This window comes from Streptomyces sp. SID12488 (assembly GCF_010548275.1).
Taxonomy (GTDB): Bacteria; Actinomycetota; Actinomycetes; order Streptomycetales; family Streptomycetaceae; genus Streptomyces.
The window spans coordinates 56,335-75,842 of the sequence record NZ_JAAGLT010000027.1 but is presented as its reverse complement, the minus strand read 5'-3'; the positions used below and the strand labels follow the sequence as shown (position 1 = coordinate 75,842).

The following is a 19,508-nucleotide window of genomic DNA, read 5'->3' as shown; positions in this document are numbered from 1 at the left end:
GGAGTCGAACAAGAAGAGTGGGTGGCAGCCGTACAGGGCGCCGTAAAGGGCGCCGAACCGGAGTGCCGTCAGCCCCCGCACCCGACCTGCTCCGGCGCCAACTGCCCACGGCCGCAACCGTGCTGAACGCGTCCGCATCCGTAGGGAGGACCGAATGGGTCACAGCGGACGCACATCACATTGTTCACACGATGTTCGAAAAGCGCTTTCCGGAAGCGCGCACGGCGTCACATAATATCCTGCTGCCGACGAGTGATCGCTGGGCCCGGAGCCCGGGGTTCGGAGTGCTGCGCGGGGGCGTGGGTGTGGGGTGTGCCGCGGCGCATGGGCTGTACACCAGTAAGCCAGCACACCAATAAACCAGTACGCCAGTAATCCAGTAATCCAGTACGCCGTGATGCGGAGGGCCGAGACGCTCGGCGGCAGACAACACATCACTTTTCTGGGGGGCTATTCCTTGAGTTCTCGCACGCGCCGCAATCTCGCGGCGCTCACGTCGGCCGCCTCGCTGGCAGCCGGTCTGCTCGGTGCGGTGGCACCAGGCGCGCAGGCCGCGTCCGTTCCTGTGCCCGGTCAGATCGGTCTGTACGGCGGTAGCACCGGCATCGCGACCATCAACGCGGACGGGACCGGGCTGCGGTCCGTCCCCAACATCCCGAACTACAACTACACCCCGAACTGGGCGCCGGACGGCAGCCGCCTGGTGGCCGGATGGAGCCAGCTGGTCACCGGCCGGGTCACCGGCAGCACCGCGCCCATCACCTTGCCGTGGGCGACCGGGATGCGCTCCAGCGCGTCCTACGAGGACCCGACGTTCTGGCTGGACGGCCGGTACGTGGTGTTCAGCACGGGCGGCCAGCTCGCCTACGGGCCCTCGGACGGCTCATGGGCGCCGGAACCGTTGCTGACGGACGCCCAGGAACCGTCGACGGTCTGCGACCTGCACCCGACGGCAAGCCCCGCGGGCACACTGGCTTTCGAGCGGCGCAACAACTACGGCTGCTACGACAGTCTGGGCATCTGGACGTTCAACCCCGCCACCAAAGCGCTGAAGAAGATCATCGCGTCGGGTTCCGCACCGGTGTTCTCGGCGGACGGCAGCAAGCTGGCCTTCACGCGCGTGGTGGACGACTGGACGCAGCTGTTCACGGCCGAAGCCGACGGCACCAACGTCCAGCAGGTGACCACCGGCGAGTCCGACCACCTGGCCCCGAGCTGGGACCCCGCAGGCGGGCGGATCGCCTACGAGGCGCACAGCTCGCACGCCGGCTGGTCCAGCGATGTACAGACGGTGCGCATCCTCGACCTGGGCAGCGGGACGTCCGTACAGCTCACCGGGGCGGGCAAGGGCAGCAAGCCCGCGTGGCAGCCGCTGCGGAAGAACACCCTGGCCCGGATCTACGGCACCGGCTCCGTCGGTATCGACGGGGCCGCGTCCCGCTGGACGTTCGACAAGTCTGGCGGAACGCATGAGGCCGGCCTGATCACCGCCCGGTCCGCGGTTCTGGTCAACAAGGGCAACGCCACGTACTCGGCCCCGGCGATCGCGCTGGCCGCCGAGAAGCAGGGTCCGGTCCTGATGACCTCCGGGAGCTCGCTCGACTCCGCCGCCGCCACCGAACTGAAGCGCTCGCTTCCCAGGGGCAGCTCCGTCTACCTCAACGGCGGCACCCGCATCCTCAACTCCAGGGTGGCCAGCCAGGTGCAGGCACTCGGCTACAAGCCGGTGCGCCTCGACGGCGGGGACCTCTCCGGGTTGTCGGTCAGGGTCGCCAAGCAGATCACGCCGGCCCCGAGCTGGATCTTCGTCGCCGACGGCAAGGAGTACCACGACCCGATCGCCGCCGCCTCCGCAGCCGGGTCGCTGGGCTACCGCGGCAAGGGCGTGGTCCTGCTGACGAACGGGCAGAGCGTTTCCGCCTCGGTCAGGAACTACCTGAACTCCCTGAACCCGAACGCCACGAACCTGGTGACGGTCGGCTACAACGCCGGCAAGGCGATCGAGAACCTGACCCTCAACAACATCTGGAACTTCTGGAAGATCGGCGGCAGGACCCACGAGGACGTCGCCGTCAGCCTGGCCCGCTTCTGGTGGACCTCGCCGACGTGGGCGACCGTCCAGGACACCTGGTCCTGGCAGAACGCCGTCGCCGGCGCGGGCGTCTCGGCCGCCTACGGCCCGATGCTCTGGTCCGCTCGGGGCACGCTCTCGGCGCCGACCGCGTACTACCTGAGCCAGCGGTCCGCGAGCATCTCCGTGGTGCAGACCTTCGGCGGCAGTACGTCGTACCCGCCGGCCAACCGCACCGGCATCGGTTCCGCGATCGCGGCCAGCAGCGCCTGGACGTCCACCGTGTGGGCGCCGGGCGGTGTGTCGCCGACGGCGGCTGCCACGGCGCGCTCCTCCAGGGCCTCGACCCTGCCCGCCGCCGACAGCGACCGCCCGACGGCCGCCCTCGCGGTGGTCCCCGGTCAGCACCTGCCGTCGCCGGACGCGCACAGCGCCCGCTAGTCAGGACGAAGACTGCCCCGACACGAACGCCCAGGAGCCCTACGGCTCCTGGGCGTTCGGCGGTTCGGGGGGCCTCGGTCCTGACTCCTGACTCATGACTCATGGGTCAGTCGGCATAGTCCTTGAGCTTCTCGGTGTCGAGGGTGACGTTCACTGGGGCGGGCAGCTCGACCACGGCTCCGTACGGGTACGAGGGGTTCTGCTGGTAGGTGCCGTTCTTCGGCTCGCTGTACACGACCAGGGTGTCGTTGTCCCGGTCGATCAGCAGGTAGACAGGGATGCCTGCCTCCGCGTAACCGCGCACCTTGTCGATGCGGTCGCGTCGGTCCGTGTCGCGGTCGTGGGAGGTGACTTCGACGACCATGAGGACACCTTCGGAATCGGCCCACTCGCCGTCCTGGGCGATGAAGTGATCCAACGGCGCCAGTGCGGCGTCCGCGTTGGCGTGTCCCTTGCGGTAGGTGCCGATCTTGAGGCCCTGCTCAGGGTAGAGGGCCAGCTCAGGGCGCAGTCGCACGAACAACCGAATGAGCCACATGACGACAGCCCCGTGACGCTGGTCCGGCAACGGCTTGACCTCTAGCTTTCCGTCGATGAGTTCGAGCTTGACGCCCTCGGGCGCCCTGCGGGCAAGCTCTTCGAAGTCCTTGACCTCGATCTGATCGCCCTTGACGTACAGCCGGCCGTCGACGAGTTCGAGCTGTACGTTTGCGGGGGCCTTACCGGCCAGCTCTTCGAAGTCCTCGCGGGACATCTGCGGGCGCCTGGTGCCAAAGGTCATGGTGGGCTCGCCTCCTTCCCACCATGGTGCCCCGGAGCGGTGTCTGCGCACTGTTGGAGCGTTCATACGCGTGGCCTTTCTCGGCGTCGGTCGATCAGAGCCGCCCGGGTCGCGGCGGCATAGGCGTGGACTGCCGAGGCGTCGACGGGTGCGGAGGGTGCCCGAGGCGGAACGGTCTCGCCCCGGCACTCCCCGCACACGCCCCCCGCCAACGCCTCCGCCCGCCCCGGCACCCCGCACTTCGCGCACTCCAGCATCCGCAACGGTGGCCGTACGGCAGGCGGCTCCGGCGGGAGCTTGCTGGTCAGGCGCCTGCGGATCAGACCGGCCGGGTGTTGGACCGGCGTCGGCAGGCCGGCGGTCAGGGCATTCCGTACGGACTCCTCGTTCACCCCGCGCTCGAACCACTCCGCGACCAGCGGAGCCAGCGCCGCGCAGTCCGCCTCGGAGAGGGACAGGACGGGGGTGCTACGGCCGAGAGCGGCGAGCAGGATGAACGCGCGGGAACGGGTCGGGCGGCTCCGCTGCTCCTCCGGGGACTCCGCCTCGGGCTCCGCCGGTGACTCCTGCGGTACGTCGCCCCGCGTGAACGTCGCCCACCAGTCGTCGCCTCGTGCCGTGCGCGTGAACCACGTTCGGGTGATCCAGAGTTGGCCGGCGGTGCCGGTCAGGTGTTCGCGGCCCCGGCGCAGGTGGCCCGCCCGGTGAAGGTTGTTGAGGGTCGTCCGGAGAGCCCACTGGCCGTACGGGAGGTGCTTGGCCAGCGTCTTTACGGAGATGTCGGCCCCGCCGGGCAACCGGTCGATGTACGCGGCGACCGCTGCCTCGCGCGGTGGCAGATGCGCGAAGTCGTGGTTCGTGCGAGGGCGTTGGTCCGGGGCGTCGCGCTTGCCGTAACCCGGATTGGCCATCGGGTGAGGCGGAGGCGGCGGGGAAGGGTGCGCGGGCAGGACGGCAGCACTAAAGTTGGCTTCAGCCACGGGATCGGTCTCCACGATCTCTGAGGTCAGACCCCCGCAGGTGTTCCAGCACCTGGCGGGGGTTGTTCGTTATCTGGGCACGCTAGCTCCTCGTGACTCTGCGTGGCAAGCCGAACGCGTCAAGTCAACACGCAGGGAGGGTGGGTGGGTTGAGACCCACCTCCCGTTCCTCAGAAAGAGGGCTCGGAGCTGGCCGCTTGAGCTTCGGGGCGCGCGGCGGGGGCAGTTGCCCTACGGCCGCTTGAGGTCATCGACGAACGCTCCCCACACCTCCGCCCGGAACGCGAGCTTCGGGCCGTGGGGGTTCTTGGAGTCGCGGACGGGGACGAGGGCGGGGTGGCCGTCGGCCACCTCCAGGCAGTCGCCGCCGTCGCCGCCGCTGTACGTCGACTTGCGCCAGCGGGCGACTTCCAGGCAGTCCCCGCCCTGGCCGCCGCTGTACGACGACTTGTGCCAGGTGGCCGTGCTCAGGGCGTGCTCAAGAGTGTTCTTCTCCATGTTCGTAATCGTGCGCCACCGACTCGATCAGGGCCAGTGAATCTTGAGGCGAAAGCGCCGTGGCCTGGAGGAGGTTGAACAACAGGGTGTGGCGGCTGACCGTGGCCGGGTCGTCCAGCAGTTTCCCCATGTCCGGTGCCTCGACGAAGGAGAGTGGCGGGGCGTCCTCGAACTCCATGATTTTCAGGGGGCCGTCCATCGCCGCGTGCGCCCCGGCGCCGAACGGCAGCACCTGCACGATGATCCGGTGCTGCCGGATCAGTGCTGCCACGTGCCGCAACGCCTCCGCCATCACTGCCGGGCCGCCGACCACCCGCCGGAGCACCGCCTCGTCCAGAACCGACCACAACAAAGGGGTTGTTGGGTCGTCGAGGAGGCGGGCTCGGTCAAGACGGTTCGCCACGTCCTTGTCGATCTCGGCGGCCTGCGCCAGGGGTTTGTAGGCGCGGAACACGGCCTCCGCGTACCCCTTGGTCTGCAACAGCCCCGGGATGAGGAGTTGGGCGTACTGCCTGATGGCCGTGGCCACCGCTTCCGCCTCCGCTGCCTCGGCGAAGTGGTCGGGGTACTTCGACTTGGCCAGCGCGGCGCAGTTGCGCTCGAAGAAGTCCTTCGTGCCCAGGATCTGGTCTATCTGCACGGCGTACTCGTGCATCATCCGCCGTGTACCGGCTTCCATCTGCCCGATGAACGAACCGCTGACGAAGAGCGGTCGGCCCAGTTCGTCCTGGCTCAGGCCCGCCGCCTCGCGGGCGTGGCGCAGTTCGGCGCCGAGGAAGGCCCGGGGTGAGGAGGAGGGGTCGAGGTCCTTCGAACCTGCCATGGCGGCAACTCCCTGTCCGACACATGAGGTTGTTGGGATGTCGTCTCTGGTCAGGTTAGACACCCGACCGCCACGCTGTGTGGAGAAAGCGAACACTCAGAGTGGAGAGGGATGGGCGCGATGGAGCTGATGTCGGACGGGCGGCTGCTGACGACCGAGGAGATCGTGGCGCGGTTGCGGGCGGCACTGAAGGGGGTCGGGGTGGCCCTGCCGTCGCTGGGAGTGGACCCCGTGAGCGGGGCGAGCAGTGAGCCGTTCGCGCTGGTGGCCCTCGGGCGCTGCAATGTCCGTACGGCGACGCGGCTGGCCGCCGTGCTGGAGGGCGTGGCCGCCGGTGGCGACGAGGGTGCGTGAGGTGGCGTACGCCCTCGATGTGCGCGACGGGCGGATCGGCGAGGTCATGGGGCGCGAGGGCGGATACGTGCAGTTGCGGCCCGTGGGCGGTGGGTGCGAGTGGGACTGTCCGCCGGAGGCGTTGGGGGAGGCGGCGCCGGAGGATGTGCTGCGGGCGCGGGTGCGGCGGGTGAACCTGGAGGGGCGGCTGCCTTGAGGCGGGCGGGTGATCCGGCCCCGATGGGGTCGGGCCGGATCAGGTGCGCTGAGGCCAGAGCAGATCAGGTCAGCAGAGGCGGCCGGTGTAGAAGGCGCCGTCGATCTTGCCGCTGCTGCCGAGCCAGGTCTGGCCGGGGGCCACACACCTCTCGTAGTTCGGGCCCCACACCTCGACCTCGATGATGATGCGCGAGCCGTCGCTCGTGCAGTGGTTGTAGAACGCGTCGCTGCCCGTCTCGTAGAACCCGCAGGGGTTCGCGGCGGCGGTGGCCGCCGGGGTGGCGACGGCGAGCACCAGGGCGCTGGTCAGGGGGCCGACGACGGCGAGGGCGGTGGTCAGGAAGCGGCGGACGTTCAAGGAGGGTCTCCCGGCGAAGTACTGATGCGGACACCGGCAGCATTGATGATCACCGGCCGTCGGTCCGGCCACTTTGCATCGGACGAGGGAACTGGTTCACCCGGTCGTGTGGATCAAGGTTTGCGGTGCCCCTGGTTGACTCGGTAGCGCAGGTGCAGCACCCGGTCGCCCTGGATCACCGTGTGCGGGTCGTCGAGCAGGTGGCGCGCGTCCGTCACCCCGAAGTACCGCTTGCCCGAGCCGAAGACGACGGGTACGACGTCCATCGCCACCTCGTCCACCAGGCCGAGGGCGAAGGCCTGCCCGCCTACATCGCCCGCCGCCACGGCGACCGTGCGGTCTCCGGCGAGTTCCCTGGCCTTCGCGATAGCCCGCGTCACGTCGTCGACGAAGTGGTACGACGCCTCGGGGTGCCACCCGTCGGGCCGGGGCCGGTGCGAGACGACGACCACGTGCTCGCCGGCCGGTGGCCTCCCGTCCCAGCCGTTGGTGGTGTCGAACAGGTGGCGGCCGATCACCGTCGCCCCGATGCCCGCCCACATCGGTTTGACGTACGCGGCCGAGGCCTGCGAGATCTTGAAGGTCGTGTTCTCCGCGTCGAGCGGGACGTCGCCGTTGCCATACCAGTCGAACAGGGGGCCGACCTGGTCTTCCGCGCCGGCGATGAAACCGTCCACGGAAACGGCGGCGTGCATGATCACGGTGCTCATCACAGCTCCTATGCGCTATGTCCTACGGGTGTCCGGGGGCTCGCGGACTCCTCGTACCCATAGACCGGGCACGCCCCGGAAACTCATCGCCTGGGCGGGCTACAGGTTCCCCATCGGCTCGATGTCCACCTTCATCGGTGTGCCCCAGATGCGCAGGACCTCGTAGTCGGTGTACTCGTGGATCAGGCGGTAGGCGATGCCGGGGCGGGGGGCGCGGCGCTCGGCCGAGAGGTAGCGCTCGGCCTCCTGGCGGTCGCGGCGCGGGGTGCCGCAGAGCTGCCAGTTCTGGCCGGTCCAGACCTCGGGGATCCAGCGCTGCTGGGACTCGGGGCGGTCCGCGCTTACGCCGTAGCGGGACATCGTGCGCTCGGGGGGCGCCGTGTCCGGGTCGGTGTGGCGGGCCTGCGGGTAGGTGCCGTTCTGCTGGGAGCGGCGGGCGCTGCGGCGGCGCGTCTCGCAGAGCAGGCAGAGGTCGTTGGCGCTCTCGTCGACCGGGCCGTTGGGGTGCTCGGCGCAGCGGGTCGTGGGCGCCGCCCCGGCCACCGTGTCGTCCAGGATCGCCAGGGCCCGTTTCAGGTCGGCCTTGATCTCGTGCAGTTTCGTGTCGGAGGTGTCTCCGCTGAGCGCGTCCCCGTGCTCGCCGAGGACGCGCAGGGCTCGCCCGAGGGCGGTCAGCTGGGCGTGGTTCACGGTGGTCGTCCCTTCGGCGTGCGGTGTGCTGAGCAGTCAGCGGTCTCAACCGTCGCACACGCCACTGACAACCACCGGTGCCCCGGACCATCCGGGAGACGGTTCAGGCCTCGAACTCCGTAAGGTCGATCGCGTGCACGAGCAGCTGGTGGCCGTACACGGGGTGGGTCGTGTCCCGCTCCTCCGTCAGGCCCAGCTTTCGGATGATGTTCTCGGAGGCGTCGTCGCCACCTCGGCTGATGCTGATCACGCGGTCGAGGCCGCGGTCCTGGAGGGCGAACTCCAGGGTGGCGTGGGCGGCCTCGGAGGCGTAACCCTGGCCCCAGAACTGGGAGCCGAGCAGCCAGCTGATCGCGACGTCGTGCGCCACCTCCGGCAGGAACTCGGGCACGGACAGGCCGACAGCGCCGATCACTTCACCCGAGGCGAGCAGTTCGACGGCGAAGAGGCCGAAGCCCTCCTCGTCCCACTCCTCCTCCCACCGCTCGATGGCCTCCGCCGTGTACTCCAGGTCGCGCACCGAACCGTCGTCGATCCAGCGCATGACCTGGGAGTCCGCGAGGATCTCCGACAGGGGCACGAGGTCGTCGTCGGTCCAGCGGCGGAGGAGGAGGCGGGGGGTGTGGATCTCGGTCATGGCGCCCATCCTGCCCGACCCGCGAACGGGTGAGTGAATCAGTGGGGAGTCAGTGGGGAGTCAGTGGGGTGCCGCCGCCAGTGCTGCCCGCAGGTGGCCGTCGTTCTCCGCTAGGAGGCGGGCGGCCGTCGGGCCGTCGACCGAGCCGAGGACGACGAGGATCGCGTCCTTCGTCTCCCCGTCCGTCGCCGCGAGCGCCGCCTCGATCTCCTCGTCGCCCGCGCCGGTCGCCAGGGCCACGATCCGGCGGGAGCGGGCCCGGAGCTTCTCGTTCGACGCCCGTACGTCGACCATCAGGTTCCCGTACGTCTTGCCGAGCCGGATCATCGTGATCGTCGACAGCATGTTGAGGACCAGCTTCTGGGCCGTGCCCGCCTTGAGGCGCGTCGACCCGGTCAGCAGCTCGGGCCCGACGACGACCTCGATGCCGTGCTCGGCCGCCGCCGCGAGCGCGCTGTGCGCGTTGCAGGACAGGCCGATCGTCAACGCGCCCAGCGCGCGGGCGTGTTCGACGGCGCCGATCGCGTACGGCGTACGGCCGGACGCCGAGACGCCGACCACCGTGTCCAGGGCGGTGATGCGGAGGGCGTCGAGGTCACCGGCCGCCAGCTCCCTGGAGTCCTCGGCGCCCTCCACGGAGGTGACCATGGCCTCGGGGCCGCCCGCGATGACGCCCGTGACCTGCGCGGGGTCGGTGTTGAAGGTGGGCGGGCACTCGGAGGCGTCCAGCACGCCGAGCCGGCCCGGCGTACCCGCGCCCGCGTAGACCAGTCGGCCCCCGCGTGCCATCCGGGCGGCCAGGGCGTCGATCGCGGCGGCGATCTCCGGGAGCCGTGCGGCGACGGCGGCCGGGACGGTCGTGTCCTCGGCGTTCATCAGCCTGGCGATGTCGAGGGTGGGAAGCTGGTCGATGTCGGCCAGCTCCGGGCGGAACGCCTCCGTCGTCAGCGACTCCAACTCCTCTTTCAGGGCGCGGTGGTTGGAGGAGGCGTCAGCGGTTGAGGTCATGGCGTGCGGCTCTTTCGGATCTCCCGGTAGGCCGCTGTGACGGTGCGGCTACCGGTGTTGTGGCTGTCGGTGTGCGGCCCGGACGGGGAAGCGCCCGGGTGCGGGCGGGCCTAGGGCCTATCGTCACATTCCCGCCTGCCGGGCGGCGCCATGCACGCACTCTCGCCGCACCGGACACAGACCCACGTACAACCAGTACGAGGGCCTGCGCCCGGCACGCCGAGAGCACGCACCTGACGCCGCCCGGCCCGCCCTCCGGGCGGACGACGGGAATGTGACGACAGGCCCTAGCGGCGTGATGTCGTGCCGCCGCTGCGCGGGGTGTGGCGGTGGGCGAGGGCCTCGTAGGAGGCGGAGAGCGCGGGGGCCGCCGTCTCGTACGTTCGCTGCGCCACGCCTATGAACAGGCAGTCCACGACCAGGAGTTGACTGGTGCGCGACGACATCGCCGCCGGGCGCAGTTCGCTCTCGCGGGCCGTGGAGGTGGTGAGGATGTGGTCGGCGTACTGGGTGACCGGCCCGTCGGGGCGTCCGGTGATCGCGACGGTCGTGGCCCCGCGCTCGAAGGCGACGCGCAGCGGCTCGATGACGTCCCCGGTCGATCCGGAGTGCGTGATCGCGACGGCGACGTCCTTCGCGCGCAGTTGCACGGCGTTGGTGACGGCGAGGTGCGGGTCGCTGTGGGCGTGCGCTATCAGCCCTATGCGCAGCAGCTTCTGGGTGAGGTCCTGGGCGACCAGACCGGAGGCGCCGACACCGTAGATGTCGATGCGACGGGCGGCGGCCAGCGCGGCGACGGCGGCGGACAGCTGGGCCATGTCCAGCCCGGCGGCCGTGTCGGCGAGGGTCTGCTGCTCGTCGTACGCCAGTTTCGCCACGACGTCCGCGATCGGGTCGTCGACCGCGATGTCGGCGGTCACGGCGGGGGAGCGCCCCGACTGCTGCTGGGCGGCCAGGCCCGCGAGGGCGAGACGCAGGTCGCGGTAGCCGGGGTAGCCGAGCAACCGGGCCGTACGGACGACCGTGGCCTCGCTGGTGCCGGTGAGTTCGGCGAGGCCGGTGACCGTGAGGGCCGCGCAGCCGGCCGGGTCCGCGGCGACCGCCTCGGCGACGCGCTGCATGGAGCGGGTCATCGTGGGCGCCAGCGTCCGCACCTTGGCGGCGAGGGCGGCGGGCGCGGGCGGGGTGACAGCCGGTCCACCAGCACCACCGGCTCCACGAGCTGCACCGGCTGTGCCCGCCGCTGCTCCGAAAATTTCCTTCACGTCTCGGGTCACATGTTGAAAGATATTTTCCATTCGGACGTACGGTCAAGAGTGCGCACAATGGGTGCATGACTCCCACCGGCGATCCGGACGCCCCCATCACCCGCCTGGAGCAGGCGTTGCACGCGGCACGCGCCCTCGTCCTCGCCGACCTGGCCGCGCGCGAGGTCGCCGAGGCGGATGTCGTCTCGATGGTCGAGGAGTCGGTCGTACAGCGCCGCTGGTGGGTCGAACAGTGGCCGGACGGCGCGGGGTACGTGGCCGGGCTGGTGGCCCAGGACGTACAGGACGCGCTGCTGGAGACGTACGGCCGCTGGCCCCTGTGCCCGGTCTGCGGTGGCGGCGATCCGCACGCCCTTGAGGTGGAACCGGAGTTGGGCCCCGATCCGCAGTGGGTGTGCCACAAGGCAGGGGTGCGCGTCGCGGCGATCGGGCGGCTGGACTCCGCCTCGGGCGGGACGGCGTCGTCGTGACGATCTACATAGATCCGCCGGTCTGGCCCGGCCACGGCCGCTTGTGGTCACACCTCGTGAGCGATGTCTCGTACGAGGAACTGCACGTGTTCGCAGGGGAGTTGGGGGTGCCTTCGCGGGCATTCGAGCGCGACCACTACGACATTCCGTCGCATCGGTACGGGGATGTGGTGGCCGCCGGGGCGGTCGAGGTCAGCAGCCGCGAGGTGGTGCGGCTGCTGCACGGGGCGGGACTGCGCAGGCGGAAGAAGGCAGCCCGCTAGGACCGGCCCGCTAGGACCGGCCGGTTCGGTCCGGCCGGTCTGGTTGGCCTGGTCGGATTGGTCGTCAGCCGCGCAACTCGTAGGCCTGGAGGCCTTCTTCGTCGACTTTCTCGCTCACCCTCACGAATCCGGCGCGGGCTATCACCGCCTGGGACGGGGCGTTGCTCGGCTTGATGGTCGCGAACAGGGACCGTACGTCGTCCCGGGCCAGCGCCCGTTCCGTCAGCGCGCGCAGCGCCTCCGTGGCGTAGCCGTTGCCACGGGCGGGTTCCGCGAGGTCGTAGCCGACCTCGGCCTTTCCCTCTTCGTCGGGGGCGCCGTGGAAGCCGACACCGCCGACCGCGCGGTCGTCCTCGCGGCGTACGAGGACGAACAGACCGAACTCCGGGCGGTGTACGCCCGCTTCGTAGGACTTGATCAGCATCCCGGCGGCCTCGCGAGTGCCGTAGAAGGGGCCGTCCTCGATCCAGTCGAAGCCGCCGGTGCCGCCCGCGCTCAGATCGGCGGCGGCGGCCGGGGTGACGCCCTCCAGGCGGAGGCGTTCGGTGTCGAGGACGAGGTTGTTGCTCCAGCGCCACTCGGTGAGTCGGGCGCGGCCGGGGAGGTCGGCGCGGCCGGTCGCCCAGAGCAGGGTCTGCCAGCGGTCGGGGCCCGGCCGGACCGCCGGGAAGATTCGGGTGAGGACGAACTCCGCCAGGTGCGGGGGCGGTTCGTACGGCAGTCCCAGGCCCTCGGCCATGTCGTGGGTGTGCAGCAGCACTTCGGCGATACCCATCGCGGCGAAGCCCTCACGGTTCGCGCTGCGGAAGGGGTACGGGTGGAAGCCGCGCGCGTCACGGGGGGCGGTGCGGATCGCGGCGGTGAGCAGGGCGCCGGTCGTCGTGATGACGTCGAGGATGCCCGCGTTGTCGGCGGCGTCCAGACCGTCCTCGCGACCGTCGATGGTGATGCTGAAGGGCGTGTAGGCGCTCTGCGCCCGCCCCGCCAACTGTCCCGCGTACGCGATGAGGTCGCTGGCGACGTGCTCGGCCGTCTGCCGGCAACTCCACTCCAGCGGCCCGGCGTTGATCTCCGCCCAGTCGCGGTCCAACGCCTGTCGCAGCAGCGCCACCGTGCTCGCTACAGCCTCGTCCACTTCGTTCCCGCCCGTGCTCAGCATGCGGCGAGGATAGGGGGTGGGGTGCGGTGACGGACACGCATTAAATCGGCCCCGAGTCGGCTCGGCCCAACTGCTTCAGCTCCGCCGTGATGTTGGCGCGCGCCGGCTCCTCCCAGTGCCGCGTGCCGTACGGCGTCCGGAACAGCTCTGGCAGGGCGAGGAGTTGACGCAGTACCGCTGCCCGGCCTTCCCGGAAGGCGTCCTCCGGGACGAAGGCGTACTCCTCGCGTACTGCGGCTGCGTAGGCGGCGTACGTGCTCTGAGGTGCGGCCAGGATCGCGAGGTCCGCGTCGCACAGGACCTCGCCGTTGCGGTCTCCGGGCGCGGGGGCGTGGGTGACGGTGAGGCGGACCAGACGGGCCACCTCGGCAGTACCTGCCGGGGAGACTCCGGCCTCGGGGAGGGCGCGCTCGGCGAGACGGGCGGAGCGCTCCTCGTTCTCGGAGCGGTCCGGGGCGTACACGGCGTCGTGGAACCAGGCGGCGAGGCGGACCAGGGCGAGGTCGTCCGCGTACCCGGCCTCGGCCTCTGCCAGTACGTCGATGTGGTCCAGGACCGCGGTGAGGTGGGTGAGGGTGTGGTAGCGGCGCTGGGGCTCCTGGTAGCGGGTGAGGAGATTGTCGGCGTAGGGGGTGGGGTCGGGAAGCTCCTTGGCGTCCCGGGGGCGGGCTGCCTCCAGGGTGTGGGTCCAGCGGGCGCGGAGGGCGTCGAGGGCGTCGAGGGCGTCGGGGGTGGCGGGGGTGGCGAGGGCGTCGAGGTCGGCTTGATCTGGCATGCGGGCATTCTGCCGTCCGGGTGGGTCGGGGCGGGTCCGGGCGAGGGTGGTGCGGTGGGGGACTGGGCCTGGGGCTGGGCTCGGGCGTACTCTTGGATTGGACTAGACCTGTAGTCGCTCCGATGTGAACCCAAGGGAATCCACGGAAACCAAGGAAAGGGGTCCGATGAGCCGGCGCGCAGTGCTGGAGGTGATCGCCCTCGGTGTCGAGGACGCCGTCGCCGCCCGGGACGGAGGTGCGGACCGGCTGGAGCTGGTCGCCGACATGGCCTCCGACGGGCTCACCCCGACGGTCGCGGCCTTCGCCGGGATCCGGGCCGCCGTCGACATTCCGCTGCGGGTGATGCTGCGGCTGACGGACGGGTTCGGTGCGGGGGATGTCGACCGGCTGGCCGGGGTCGCCGGGGAGTTGCGGGGGGCGGGTGCGGAGGAGTTCGTGCTCGGGTTCCTGGGGGCGGACGGTGGTGTCGATCTCGCTGCCGTCGAGCGGGTCGTGGGGGAGATCGAGGGGTGCCGGTGGACGTTCCACCGGGCGATCGACCATGCCGTCGACCGGGATGCGTTGCGCAAGCAGCTCGACGGGCTTCCCGGTCTGGACACCTACCTCACCGCGGGCTCGGCGGCGGGCGTCGATGCCGGGCTTCCTACGCTGCTCGCGGAGGCGGCGCGGGGTGGGGAGCCGGGGTATGAGCAGCGACTGCTTGTGGGGGGTGGGTTGCGGCTGGAGCATGTGGCGGGGCTGCGTGCGGCTGGGGTGGACGCGTTTCATATCGGGGGGGCGGCTCGGCCGGAGGGGTGGGGGGTGCCGGTGTCGGCGGGGGCGGTTGCGGAGTGGCGGGGGGTGCTGGACGGAGGGTGAGGGGGTTTTCTCGCCCCCGCCGCCCCTACCCGTCCCATCCTGTTCCTGGGGCTGCGCCCCCCCAGACCCCCCTTTCGCGCTGAACGCGCTCGTCCTCAAACTCCCCCAGAGGGGGGACCCCCAGACGGGCTGGAGATGCCTAGGTCAGTTCGTCCGGTAGTGGTGCCGCGTGCACCACGATCAGGCCCGATACCGCTCGGGTCAGGGACACGTACAGGCGTCGCAGGCCCGTGCGTTCGTCGGGTTCGCCGTCCACCACGGCCTGGGGTTCGTCCAGGACCACGTAGTCGTACTCCAGGCCCTTCGCGAGGGACGCCGGGACCAGGGTCAGCCGGGTCTCGTGCGTCGTCTCCTCGCCCGGGGAGAGGTGGCCGAGGCCCGCCGCCGTCAGGGCCTCCGCGAGGGCTGGGATGCGGGCGTCCGCCGCGATCAGGCCCGTCGAGCCCTCGTTGCGCAGCAACTCCTCGCAGGCGGCCACCACTTCACCCACGTCGTCGCTGATGGGCCGCACGTCGAAGAACCCCGGGTTCTCGCGCACCGACGCCACCGGCGTCAGCCCGGGCGCGATGTGCGGGAGCAGCCGGGAGGCGTACGTGATGACGTCCGTCGGGACGCGGAAACCGGCCGTCAGTTCCTCGATCACGGCATCCGGCTTGCCCAGGTGAGTGAGAGCCTCGTCCCAACTCCTCGTCGCCCAGGGCGTCGTGCCCTGCGCGAGGTCGCCGAGGACGGTCGCCGAGCCGGTCGTGCAGCGCCGGCCCACCGCCCGGTACTGCATCGGCGAGAGGTCCTGCGCCTCGTCCAGAACGACATGCCCGAGCGAGTGCGTGCGCTGGACCAGGTCGATCGTCTCGTCGATCAACACGGCATCCGCGGCAGACCACTTGGCCGACTTCACCGACCGTACGGGCTTCGCCCAAAGGATCTCCTTCTGCTCGTCCTCGTCGAGGATTCCGGCCGCGTGCGCGGCGAGGAAGTCGGCGTCGGTGAGCAGGCGCAGGACGAGTTTCGCGGGGTCGACGGGCGGCCAGACGGCCTTCACGGCCGCCTTCACCGCAGTGTTGCGGGCGACGGAGTCCTGCACACGGTCGTCCGGTGCCTCGCCCGACCGCTCCATCTGCACCAGCACCATGTGCGCGATGCGCTGAGGCAGTGCCTCGCGGGCGGCGCCGTAACGAATCCCACGGTCCAGCAACTCCCGGACGATCTGCTCCAGTTCGTACGCCGGGACGCGCCAGCGCCTGGACCCCCGTACGACCATTACGGGCTCGGTGGGCAGGGTCACGTGGGAGTAGACGGCATTGCGGAGGACGTCCGCCATCCTCGCGTCGCCCTTGACGATCGCCGCCGCCGCGTCGTCCGAGCCGCGCACCTCGACATGGGCGACCAGGTCGTCGACGGTGGCCTGCTTGACCTCCAACTCGCCCAGCGCGGGAAGTACTTGCTCGATGTAGTGGAGGAAGGAGCTGTTCGGCCCGATGACGAGGGTGCCGGTGCGGGCCAGTCGATCGCGGTGGGCGTAGAGGAGGTAGGCGACCCGGTGCAGACCGACCGCCGTCTTCCCGGTGCCGGGACCACCCTGCACGCACACCGAGCCGCCCAGCCCGCTGCGTACGATCTCGTCCTGCTCGGGCTGGATGGTGGCCACGATGTCGCGCATCGGGCCCACGCGCGGGCGCTCGATCTCCTGCTGGAGCAGCTTGCTGGTGGTGGCTGCCTTCGACGGATCAGTGGGGTCGGAGAGGTGCTCGTCCTCGTACGCCGTGAGGTCCCCGCCGGTGTACCCGAACCGGCGGCGCAGGGCGACGTCCATCGGGTCGGTCTTCGAGGCCCGGTAGAACGGCTGGGACACCGGCGCGCGCCAGTCGATGACCATGGGGTCGCCGTCGGCGTCGTGGACGTGCCGGCGCCCGATGTAGAACTGCTCGCCCTCCGCGCCCTCGGCCTGCTCGGCGCCGGGAGCGTGCAGATAGTCGAGGCGGCCGAAGAACAGCGGGGTGTGACTGAGGTCGGCGAGGGCCTTGATCCGCTCCTCGATCTGGCGGGAGAGGACCGCCGCGTTGACCCAGTTCGCGGTGACGTCCTTGATGTCGAGGGACTCGGCGTCCTCACGCATGGCACGTAGGGCTGCTCGGGAGTCGCTGAGATGGGAGCGTTCGCGGCCGAGGGGGCCGTCGGCAACGGGGTCGGAAACGAGGTCGGGATTGGGGCTGGACAAGGGGGTGCCTCCGGATACCTGCTGCGTACGGGTGCGTACCTGCTGCTGGGTGTGACGTCGAGAAGCCGACCGGTTTCCGTCCGGGCAGCGGCACTCCACGACGGGAGGCGGGCAAGAGCGGAGAGCCTAGGGGATGGAAGGAGGCTGAGGCCAATCAATATCCGGTGTACGGCGTCCGCCGTCCCCTAGGGGACGGACTCCACCTCCCTGTCGGGGAGACGTCCACCCGGAGGCGTACAGGGAGACGACGGAGGTTCGACCCGCAGGCCGATGGCACCGGCGCCCCCGGAAGCAACCATGGACACATGAGCGCAGCAACCTTCACCCCGGCCACTGTCCACCCCGGTGCCACCCCCGTGCGGGGCGGCCACCGGCACCCCCTCGGCGACGCCCTGCGCGCCGTCAGGGTGTTCGCGGGCGTCACCCTGAGCGTCGTACTCCTCGGTGAGTACGGGGAGGAGGCGGGAGTGCGCCGCAGGTGAGCGGCGTATCCCTCAGCTCGCAGCTCCCTCGGAGCCCTCGGCGCCTCCGGCGTCCCCCGCAAGCAGCTCGTCCGCGTCCATGATCCGGTACGCGTATCCCTGTTCCGCCAGGAACCGCTGGCGATGCGCGGCGAAGTCCTGGTCGAGGGTGTCCCGGGCGACCACCGAGTAGAAGTGGGCCTTGTGCCCGTCGGCCTTCGGCCGCAGTACGCGCCCCAGCCGCTGAGCCTCCTCCTGACGTGACCCGAAGGTCCCGGAGACCTGGATGGCCACAGTGGCCTCCGGCAGGTCGATCGAGAAGTTCGCGACCTTGGACACCACCAGCACGCTGATCTCACCCTGGCGGAACGCGTCGAAGAGCTTCTCGCGCTGCGAGTTCGGCGTCTCGCCCTTGATGACGGGCGCGTTCAGGTGCTCGCCGAGTTCGTCGAGCTGGTCGATGTACTGGCCGATGACGAGGATCTGCTGCCCGGCGAAGCGCCGCACGATCGCCTCCGTGACCTTGCGCTTGGTCACGGTGGTCGCGCAGAAGCGGTACTTCTCCTCGGTCTCGGCGGTGGCGTACGCGAGCCGCTCCGACTCCGTCAGGTTGACCCTGACCTCCACACAGTCGGCGGGCGCGATGTAGCCCTGCGCCTCGATCTCCTTCCAGGGCGCGTCGAACCGCTTCGGCCCGATGAGCGAGAAGACGTCCGACTCGCGCCCGTCCTCCCGCACGAGGGTCGCGGTCAGCCCGAGCCGCCGCCTGGCCTGCAGATCGGCGGTGAACTTGAAGACGGGCGCGGGCAGCAGATGCACCTCGTCGTAGATGATGAGACCCCAGTCGCGGGAGTCGAACAGCTCCAGGTGCGGATAGACGCCCTTACGCCGGGTCGTGAGCACCTGGTAGGTCGCGATGGTGACCGGCCGGATCTCCTTGCGCGTCCCGCTGTACTCGCCGATCTCCTCCTCGGTCAGCGACGTCCGCTTCACCAGCTCGTGCTTCCACTGGCGGGCCGAGACGGTGTTCGTGACGAGGATGAGCGTGGTGGCCTTCGCCTGGGCCATGGACCCGGCCCCGACCAGCGTCTTCCCCGCCCCGCAGGGGAGGACGACCACTCCGCTGCCGCCGTGCCAGAAGTTCTCCACGGCCTGCTGCTGGTAGGGGCGCAGCGCCCACCCGTCCTCGGCCAGCGCGATCTCGTGCGCCTCGCCGTCGACGTACCCGGCGAGGTCCTCGGCCGGCCAGCCCAGCTTCAGCAGCACCTGCTTGATCTGCCCGCGCTCGGAGGGGTGCACGGCCACGGTGTCGGGGTCGAGCCGGGCACCGACGAGGGGGATGATCCGCTTGGAGCGGAGAATCTCTTCGAGAATCGGACGGTCGGTGGTCGTGAGGACCAGCCCGTGCGCCGGGTGCTTGGAGAGGGTCAGCCTGCCGTAGCGGTCCATCGTCTCGGCGATGTCGACGAGCAGCGCGTGCGGCACGGGGTAGCGGCTGTACTGCACGAGCGCGTCGACGACCTGCTCGGCGTCGTGCCCGGCGGCCCGCGCGTTCCACAGGCCCAGCGGGGTCACCCGGTAGGTGTGGATGTGCTCCGGCGCCCGCTCCAGCTCGGCGAACGGCGCGATGGCCCGACGGCATTCGCCGGCCTGCTCGTGGTCGACCTCCAGGAGCAGGGTTTTGTCCGACTGGACGATGAGTGGACCATTCACGTACGTGCACATCCCTTCCGTACGGCCTACGGCCAAACGTCCAGTGTGCCCTACCGGCCGACGGTCACGGTGGGGTGCGAATCACAGTGGATCGGCAGCGGATCACGGTCGACGTGACCTTACGGGCAACCCCGGGGCCGGGACGGATGTCTGGTACGGCGGGAGCGGCGCGAGGGCGCGGCCCGGGAGGAGCTCGCGGTGCGGTCGGTGGGCAGATGGGCGACGGGACTGGGAGCCGTGACGGTGCTGATGGCGACGGGCGCGTGGGTGCTGTGGCCGATGGGCGTCGACGCCCGCCTCTGGGGCGAGGTGCGGCCGGTGATCGAGACCCGGCTCGTGGCCGACTCGCGGGGCAGCGGGTACGGGGAGACGGTGGCCGGGCTCAGGGCGCGGTGGTTCTGCCGGGCGGAGCCTTTGGACCTCGGCGAGGACGGCGACGGCGTCGTACGGGCGGGCGTCAACACCCTGTGCATGGAGTACGGGGTCCGCGTGGGCGCCCTGGTGGAGTGCGGCGGCTCCCGGTACCCGCAGGTGTTGCGGCTGGAACGGGCGGCGGACGGCGGCTACCGGGTCGTGTCGCGGGAGGAGCCGCCGGACGGTGCCGGGTACGCGGAGTGGATGGAGGACCACTTCGGTTTCTTCGCCGGGTCCGGCGCCGACGGCACGATGTCGTCCACCGACCTGGAGACCGCCGCCCGAGCCCACTTCGGCCTGCCCGCGGACGCCCGGGTCGCCGCCTGCTGACCGGTTGCTCTGAGAAGCCGCCCGGGTGC

Annotated in this window: 22 protein-coding genes; 8 read left to right on the top strand and 14 right to left on the bottom strand. The window is 70.6% G+C overall.

Annotation, left to right across the window (positions count from 1 at the left end):
* Positions 1-457: 457 nt before the first annotated feature.
* Positions 458-2,512 carry a PD40 domain-containing protein gene (locus tag G3I56_RS32120; protein WP_164415148.1) on the top strand — a complete coding sequence of 685 codons (2,055 nt, stop codon included), beginning with the start codon at positions 458-460 and terminating at the stop codon, positions 2,510-2,512.
* Positions 2,513-2,618: 106 nt separating this feature from the next.
* Here the strand turns inward: G3I56_RS32120 and G3I56_RS32115 are convergent, their stop codons facing one another.
* From G3I56_RS32115 to G3I56_RS32100, 4 genes are all read right to left on the bottom strand, one after another.
* Positions 2,619-3,293: a Uma2 family endonuclease gene (locus tag G3I56_RS32115; RefSeq protein ID WP_164415146.1), complete on the bottom strand. Its 675-nt coding sequence runs from the start codon at positions 3,291-3,293 to the stop codon at positions 2,619-2,621.
* Between the two features lie 62 nt (positions 3,294-3,355).
* The gene (locus G3I56_RS32110) at positions 3,356-4,204 is read right to left on the bottom strand and encodes a hypothetical protein (RefSeq protein WP_164415144.1); all 849 of its coding nucleotides are present in this window, start codon (positions 4,202-4,204) and stop codon (positions 3,356-3,358) included.
* A gap of 300 nt (positions 4,205-4,504) precedes the next feature.
* A complete protein-coding gene (locus tag G3I56_RS32105) occupies positions 4,505-4,771 on the bottom strand; it encodes a DUF397 domain-containing protein (RefSeq protein ID WP_164415142.1) in 267 nt (88 codons plus the stop codon).
* On the bottom strand, positions 4,752-5,594 hold the full coding sequence (locus G3I56_RS32100) for a helix-turn-helix transcriptional regulator (RefSeq protein ID WP_164415140.1): 843 nt from the start codon (positions 5,592-5,594) through the stop codon (positions 4,752-4,754). The genes G3I56_RS32105 and G3I56_RS32100 overlap by 20 nt, the downstream gene beginning before the upstream one ends.
* Positions 5,595-5,714: 120 nt before the next feature.
* On the opposite strand from G3I56_RS32100, the gene G3I56_RS32095 reads away from it, so the two are divergent.
* Positions 5,715-5,948: a hypothetical protein gene (locus G3I56_RS32095; protein WP_239135230.1), complete on the top strand. Its 234-nt coding sequence runs from the start codon at positions 5,715-5,717 to the stop codon at positions 5,946-5,948.
* Positions 5,929-6,144, top strand: a complete 216-nt coding sequence (locus G3I56_RS32090) for a hypothetical protein (RefSeq protein WP_164415030.1) — start codon at positions 5,929-5,931, stop codon at positions 6,142-6,144. Before G3I56_RS32095 ends, G3I56_RS32090 begins: the two co-directional genes overlap by 20 nt.
* Before the next feature lie 69 nt (positions 6,145-6,213).
* Here G3I56_RS32090 and G3I56_RS32085 read toward each other — a convergent pair whose 3' ends face one another.
* The 6 genes from G3I56_RS32085 to G3I56_RS32060 all read right to left on the bottom strand — a co-directional run bounded on the left by G3I56_RS32085 (position 6,214) and on the right by G3I56_RS32060 (position 10,826).
* On the bottom strand, positions 6,214-6,504 hold the full coding sequence (locus G3I56_RS32085; protein ID WP_164415135.1) for a DUF6355 family natural product biosynthesis protein: 291 nt from the start codon (positions 6,502-6,504) through the stop codon (positions 6,214-6,216).
* Positions 6,505-6,617: 113 nt separating this feature from the next.
* Positions 6,618-7,214, bottom strand: a complete 597-nt coding sequence (locus G3I56_RS32080; RefSeq protein ID WP_164415134.1) for a dihydrofolate reductase family protein — start codon at positions 7,212-7,214, stop codon at positions 6,618-6,620.
* 99 nt (positions 7,215-7,313) lie between these two features.
* Entirely contained in the window at positions 7,314-7,904 is a 591-nt protein-coding gene (locus G3I56_RS32075) for a hypothetical protein (RefSeq protein ID WP_164415132.1), read from the bottom strand.
* Between the two features lie 103 nt (positions 7,905-8,007).
* A complete protein-coding gene (locus tag G3I56_RS32070) occupies positions 8,008-8,541 on the bottom strand; it encodes a GNAT family N-acetyltransferase (RefSeq protein WP_164415130.1) in 534 nt (177 codons plus the stop codon).
* Positions 8,542-8,601: 60 nt separating this feature from the next.
* Complete coding sequence (gene murQ, locus G3I56_RS32065) at positions 8,602-9,549, bottom strand: N-acetylmuramic acid 6-phosphate etherase (protein WP_164415128.1); 948 nt, start codon at positions 9,547-9,549, stop codon at positions 8,602-8,604.
* A gap of 287 nt (positions 9,550-9,836) precedes the next feature.
* Positions 9,837-10,826, bottom strand: a complete 990-nt coding sequence (locus tag G3I56_RS32060) for a MurR/RpiR family transcriptional regulator (RefSeq protein WP_164415126.1) — start codon at positions 10,824-10,826, stop codon at positions 9,837-9,839.
* Positions 10,827-10,882: 56 nt separating this feature from the next.
* Here G3I56_RS32060 and G3I56_RS32055 point away from each other — a divergent pair, with 56 nt between their 5' ends.
* Positions 10,883-11,287: a hypothetical protein gene (locus tag G3I56_RS32055; RefSeq protein WP_164415124.1), complete on the top strand. Its 405-nt coding sequence runs from the start codon at positions 10,883-10,885 to the stop codon at positions 11,285-11,287.
* Positions 11,284-11,550, top strand: a complete 267-nt coding sequence (locus tag G3I56_RS32050; RefSeq protein ID WP_164415122.1) for a DUF4031 domain-containing protein — start codon at positions 11,284-11,286, stop codon at positions 11,548-11,550. Before G3I56_RS32055 ends, G3I56_RS32050 begins: the two co-directional genes overlap by 4 nt.
* A gap of 64 nt (positions 11,551-11,614) precedes the next feature.
* On the opposite strand, the gene G3I56_RS32045 is transcribed toward G3I56_RS32050, so the two are convergent.
* Complete coding sequence (locus G3I56_RS32045; RefSeq protein WP_203691117.1) at positions 11,615-12,709, bottom strand: GNAT family N-acetyltransferase; 1,095 nt, start codon at positions 12,707-12,709, stop codon at positions 11,615-11,617.
* A gap of 40 nt (positions 12,710-12,749) precedes the next feature.
* Positions 12,750-13,484, bottom strand: coding sequence for a hypothetical protein (locus tag G3I56_RS32040; RefSeq protein WP_164415120.1), 735 nt, complete (start codon positions 13,482-13,484; stop codon positions 12,750-12,752).
* A gap of 166 nt (positions 13,485-13,650) precedes the next feature.
* On the opposite strand from G3I56_RS32040, the gene G3I56_RS32035 reads away from it, so the two are divergent.
* The gene (locus G3I56_RS32035) at positions 13,651-14,343 is read left to right on the top strand and encodes a copper homeostasis protein CutC (protein WP_164415118.1); all 693 of its coding nucleotides are present in this window, start codon (positions 13,651-13,653) and stop codon (positions 14,341-14,343) included.
* A gap of 139 nt (positions 14,344-14,482) precedes the next feature.
* Here G3I56_RS32035 and G3I56_RS32030 read toward each other — a convergent pair whose 3' ends face one another.
* Complete coding sequence (locus tag G3I56_RS32030; RefSeq protein ID WP_164415117.1) at positions 14,483-16,561, bottom strand: AAA family ATPase; 2,079 nt, start codon at positions 16,559-16,561, stop codon at positions 14,483-14,485.
* Between the two features lie 305 nt (positions 16,562-16,866).
* Here G3I56_RS32030 and G3I56_RS43365 point away from each other — a divergent pair, with 305 nt between their 5' ends.
* The gene (locus G3I56_RS43365) at positions 16,867-17,043 is read left to right on the top strand and encodes a hypothetical protein (protein WP_203691116.1); all 177 of its coding nucleotides are present in this window, start codon (positions 16,867-16,869) and stop codon (positions 17,041-17,043) included.
* 12 nt (positions 17,044-17,055) lie between these two features.
* Here G3I56_RS43365 and G3I56_RS32025 read toward each other — a convergent pair whose 3' ends face one another.
* Positions 17,056-18,735, bottom strand: a complete 1,680-nt coding sequence (locus tag G3I56_RS32025; RefSeq protein ID WP_164415115.1) for a DNA repair helicase XPB — start codon at positions 18,733-18,735, stop codon at positions 17,056-17,058.
* Positions 18,736-18,933: 198 nt separating this feature from the next.
* On the opposite strand from G3I56_RS32025, the gene G3I56_RS32020 reads away from it, so the two are divergent.
* Entirely contained in the window at positions 18,934-19,479 is a 546-nt protein-coding gene (locus G3I56_RS32020; protein WP_343240108.1) for a hypothetical protein, read from the top strand.
* Positions 19,480-19,508 lie beyond the last annotated feature (29 nt).

Excerpts from the sequence above, each read along its gene's own strand:
- G3I56_RS32115 (WP_164415146.1), bottom strand. The coding sequence starts at position 3,293 with ATGACCTTTGGCACCAGGCGCCCGCAGATGTCCCGCGAGGACTTCGAA.
- G3I56_RS32110 (WP_164415144.1), bottom strand. The coding sequence starts at position 4,204 with ATGGCCAATCCGGGTTACGGCAAGCGCGACGCCCCGGACCAACGCCCT.
- G3I56_RS32105 (WP_164415142.1), bottom strand. The coding sequence starts at position 4,771 with ATGGAGAAGAACACTCTTGAGCACGCCCTGAGCACGGCCACCTGGCAC.
- G3I56_RS32100 (WP_164415140.1), bottom strand. The coding sequence starts at position 5,594 with ATGGCAGGTTCGAAGGACCTCGACCCCTCCTCCTCACCCCGGGCCTTC.
- G3I56_RS32095 (WP_239135230.1), top strand. The coding sequence starts at position 5,715 with ATGGAGCTGATGTCGGACGGGCGGCTGCTGACGACCGAGGAGATCGTG.
- G3I56_RS32080 (WP_164415134.1), bottom strand. The coding sequence starts at position 7,214 with ATGAGCACCGTGATCATGCACGCCGCCGTTTCCGTGGACGGTTTCATC.
- G3I56_RS32070 (WP_164415130.1), bottom strand. The coding sequence starts at position 8,541 with ATGACCGAGATCCACACCCCCCGCCTCCTCCTCCGCCGCTGGACCGAC.
- murQ (WP_164415128.1), bottom strand. The coding sequence starts at position 9,549 with ATGACCTCAACCGCTGACGCCTCCTCCAACCACCGCGCCCTGAAAGAG.
- G3I56_RS32055 (WP_164415124.1), top strand. The coding sequence starts at position 10,883 with ATGACTCCCACCGGCGATCCGGACGCCCCCATCACCCGCCTGGAGCAG.
- G3I56_RS32045 (WP_203691117.1), bottom strand. The coding sequence starts at position 12,709 with ATGCTGAGCACGGGCGGGAACGAAGTGGACGAGGCTGTAGCGAGCACG.
- G3I56_RS32040 (WP_164415120.1), bottom strand. The coding sequence starts at position 13,484 with ATGCCAGATCAAGCCGACCTCGACGCCCTCGCCACCCCCGCCACCCCC.
- G3I56_RS32035 (WP_164415118.1), top strand. The coding sequence starts at position 13,651 with ATGAGCCGGCGCGCAGTGCTGGAGGTGATCGCCCTCGGTGTCGAGGAC.
- G3I56_RS43365 (WP_203691116.1), top strand. The coding sequence starts at position 16,867 with ATGAGCGCAGCAACCTTCACCCCGGCCACTGTCCACCCCGGTGCCACC.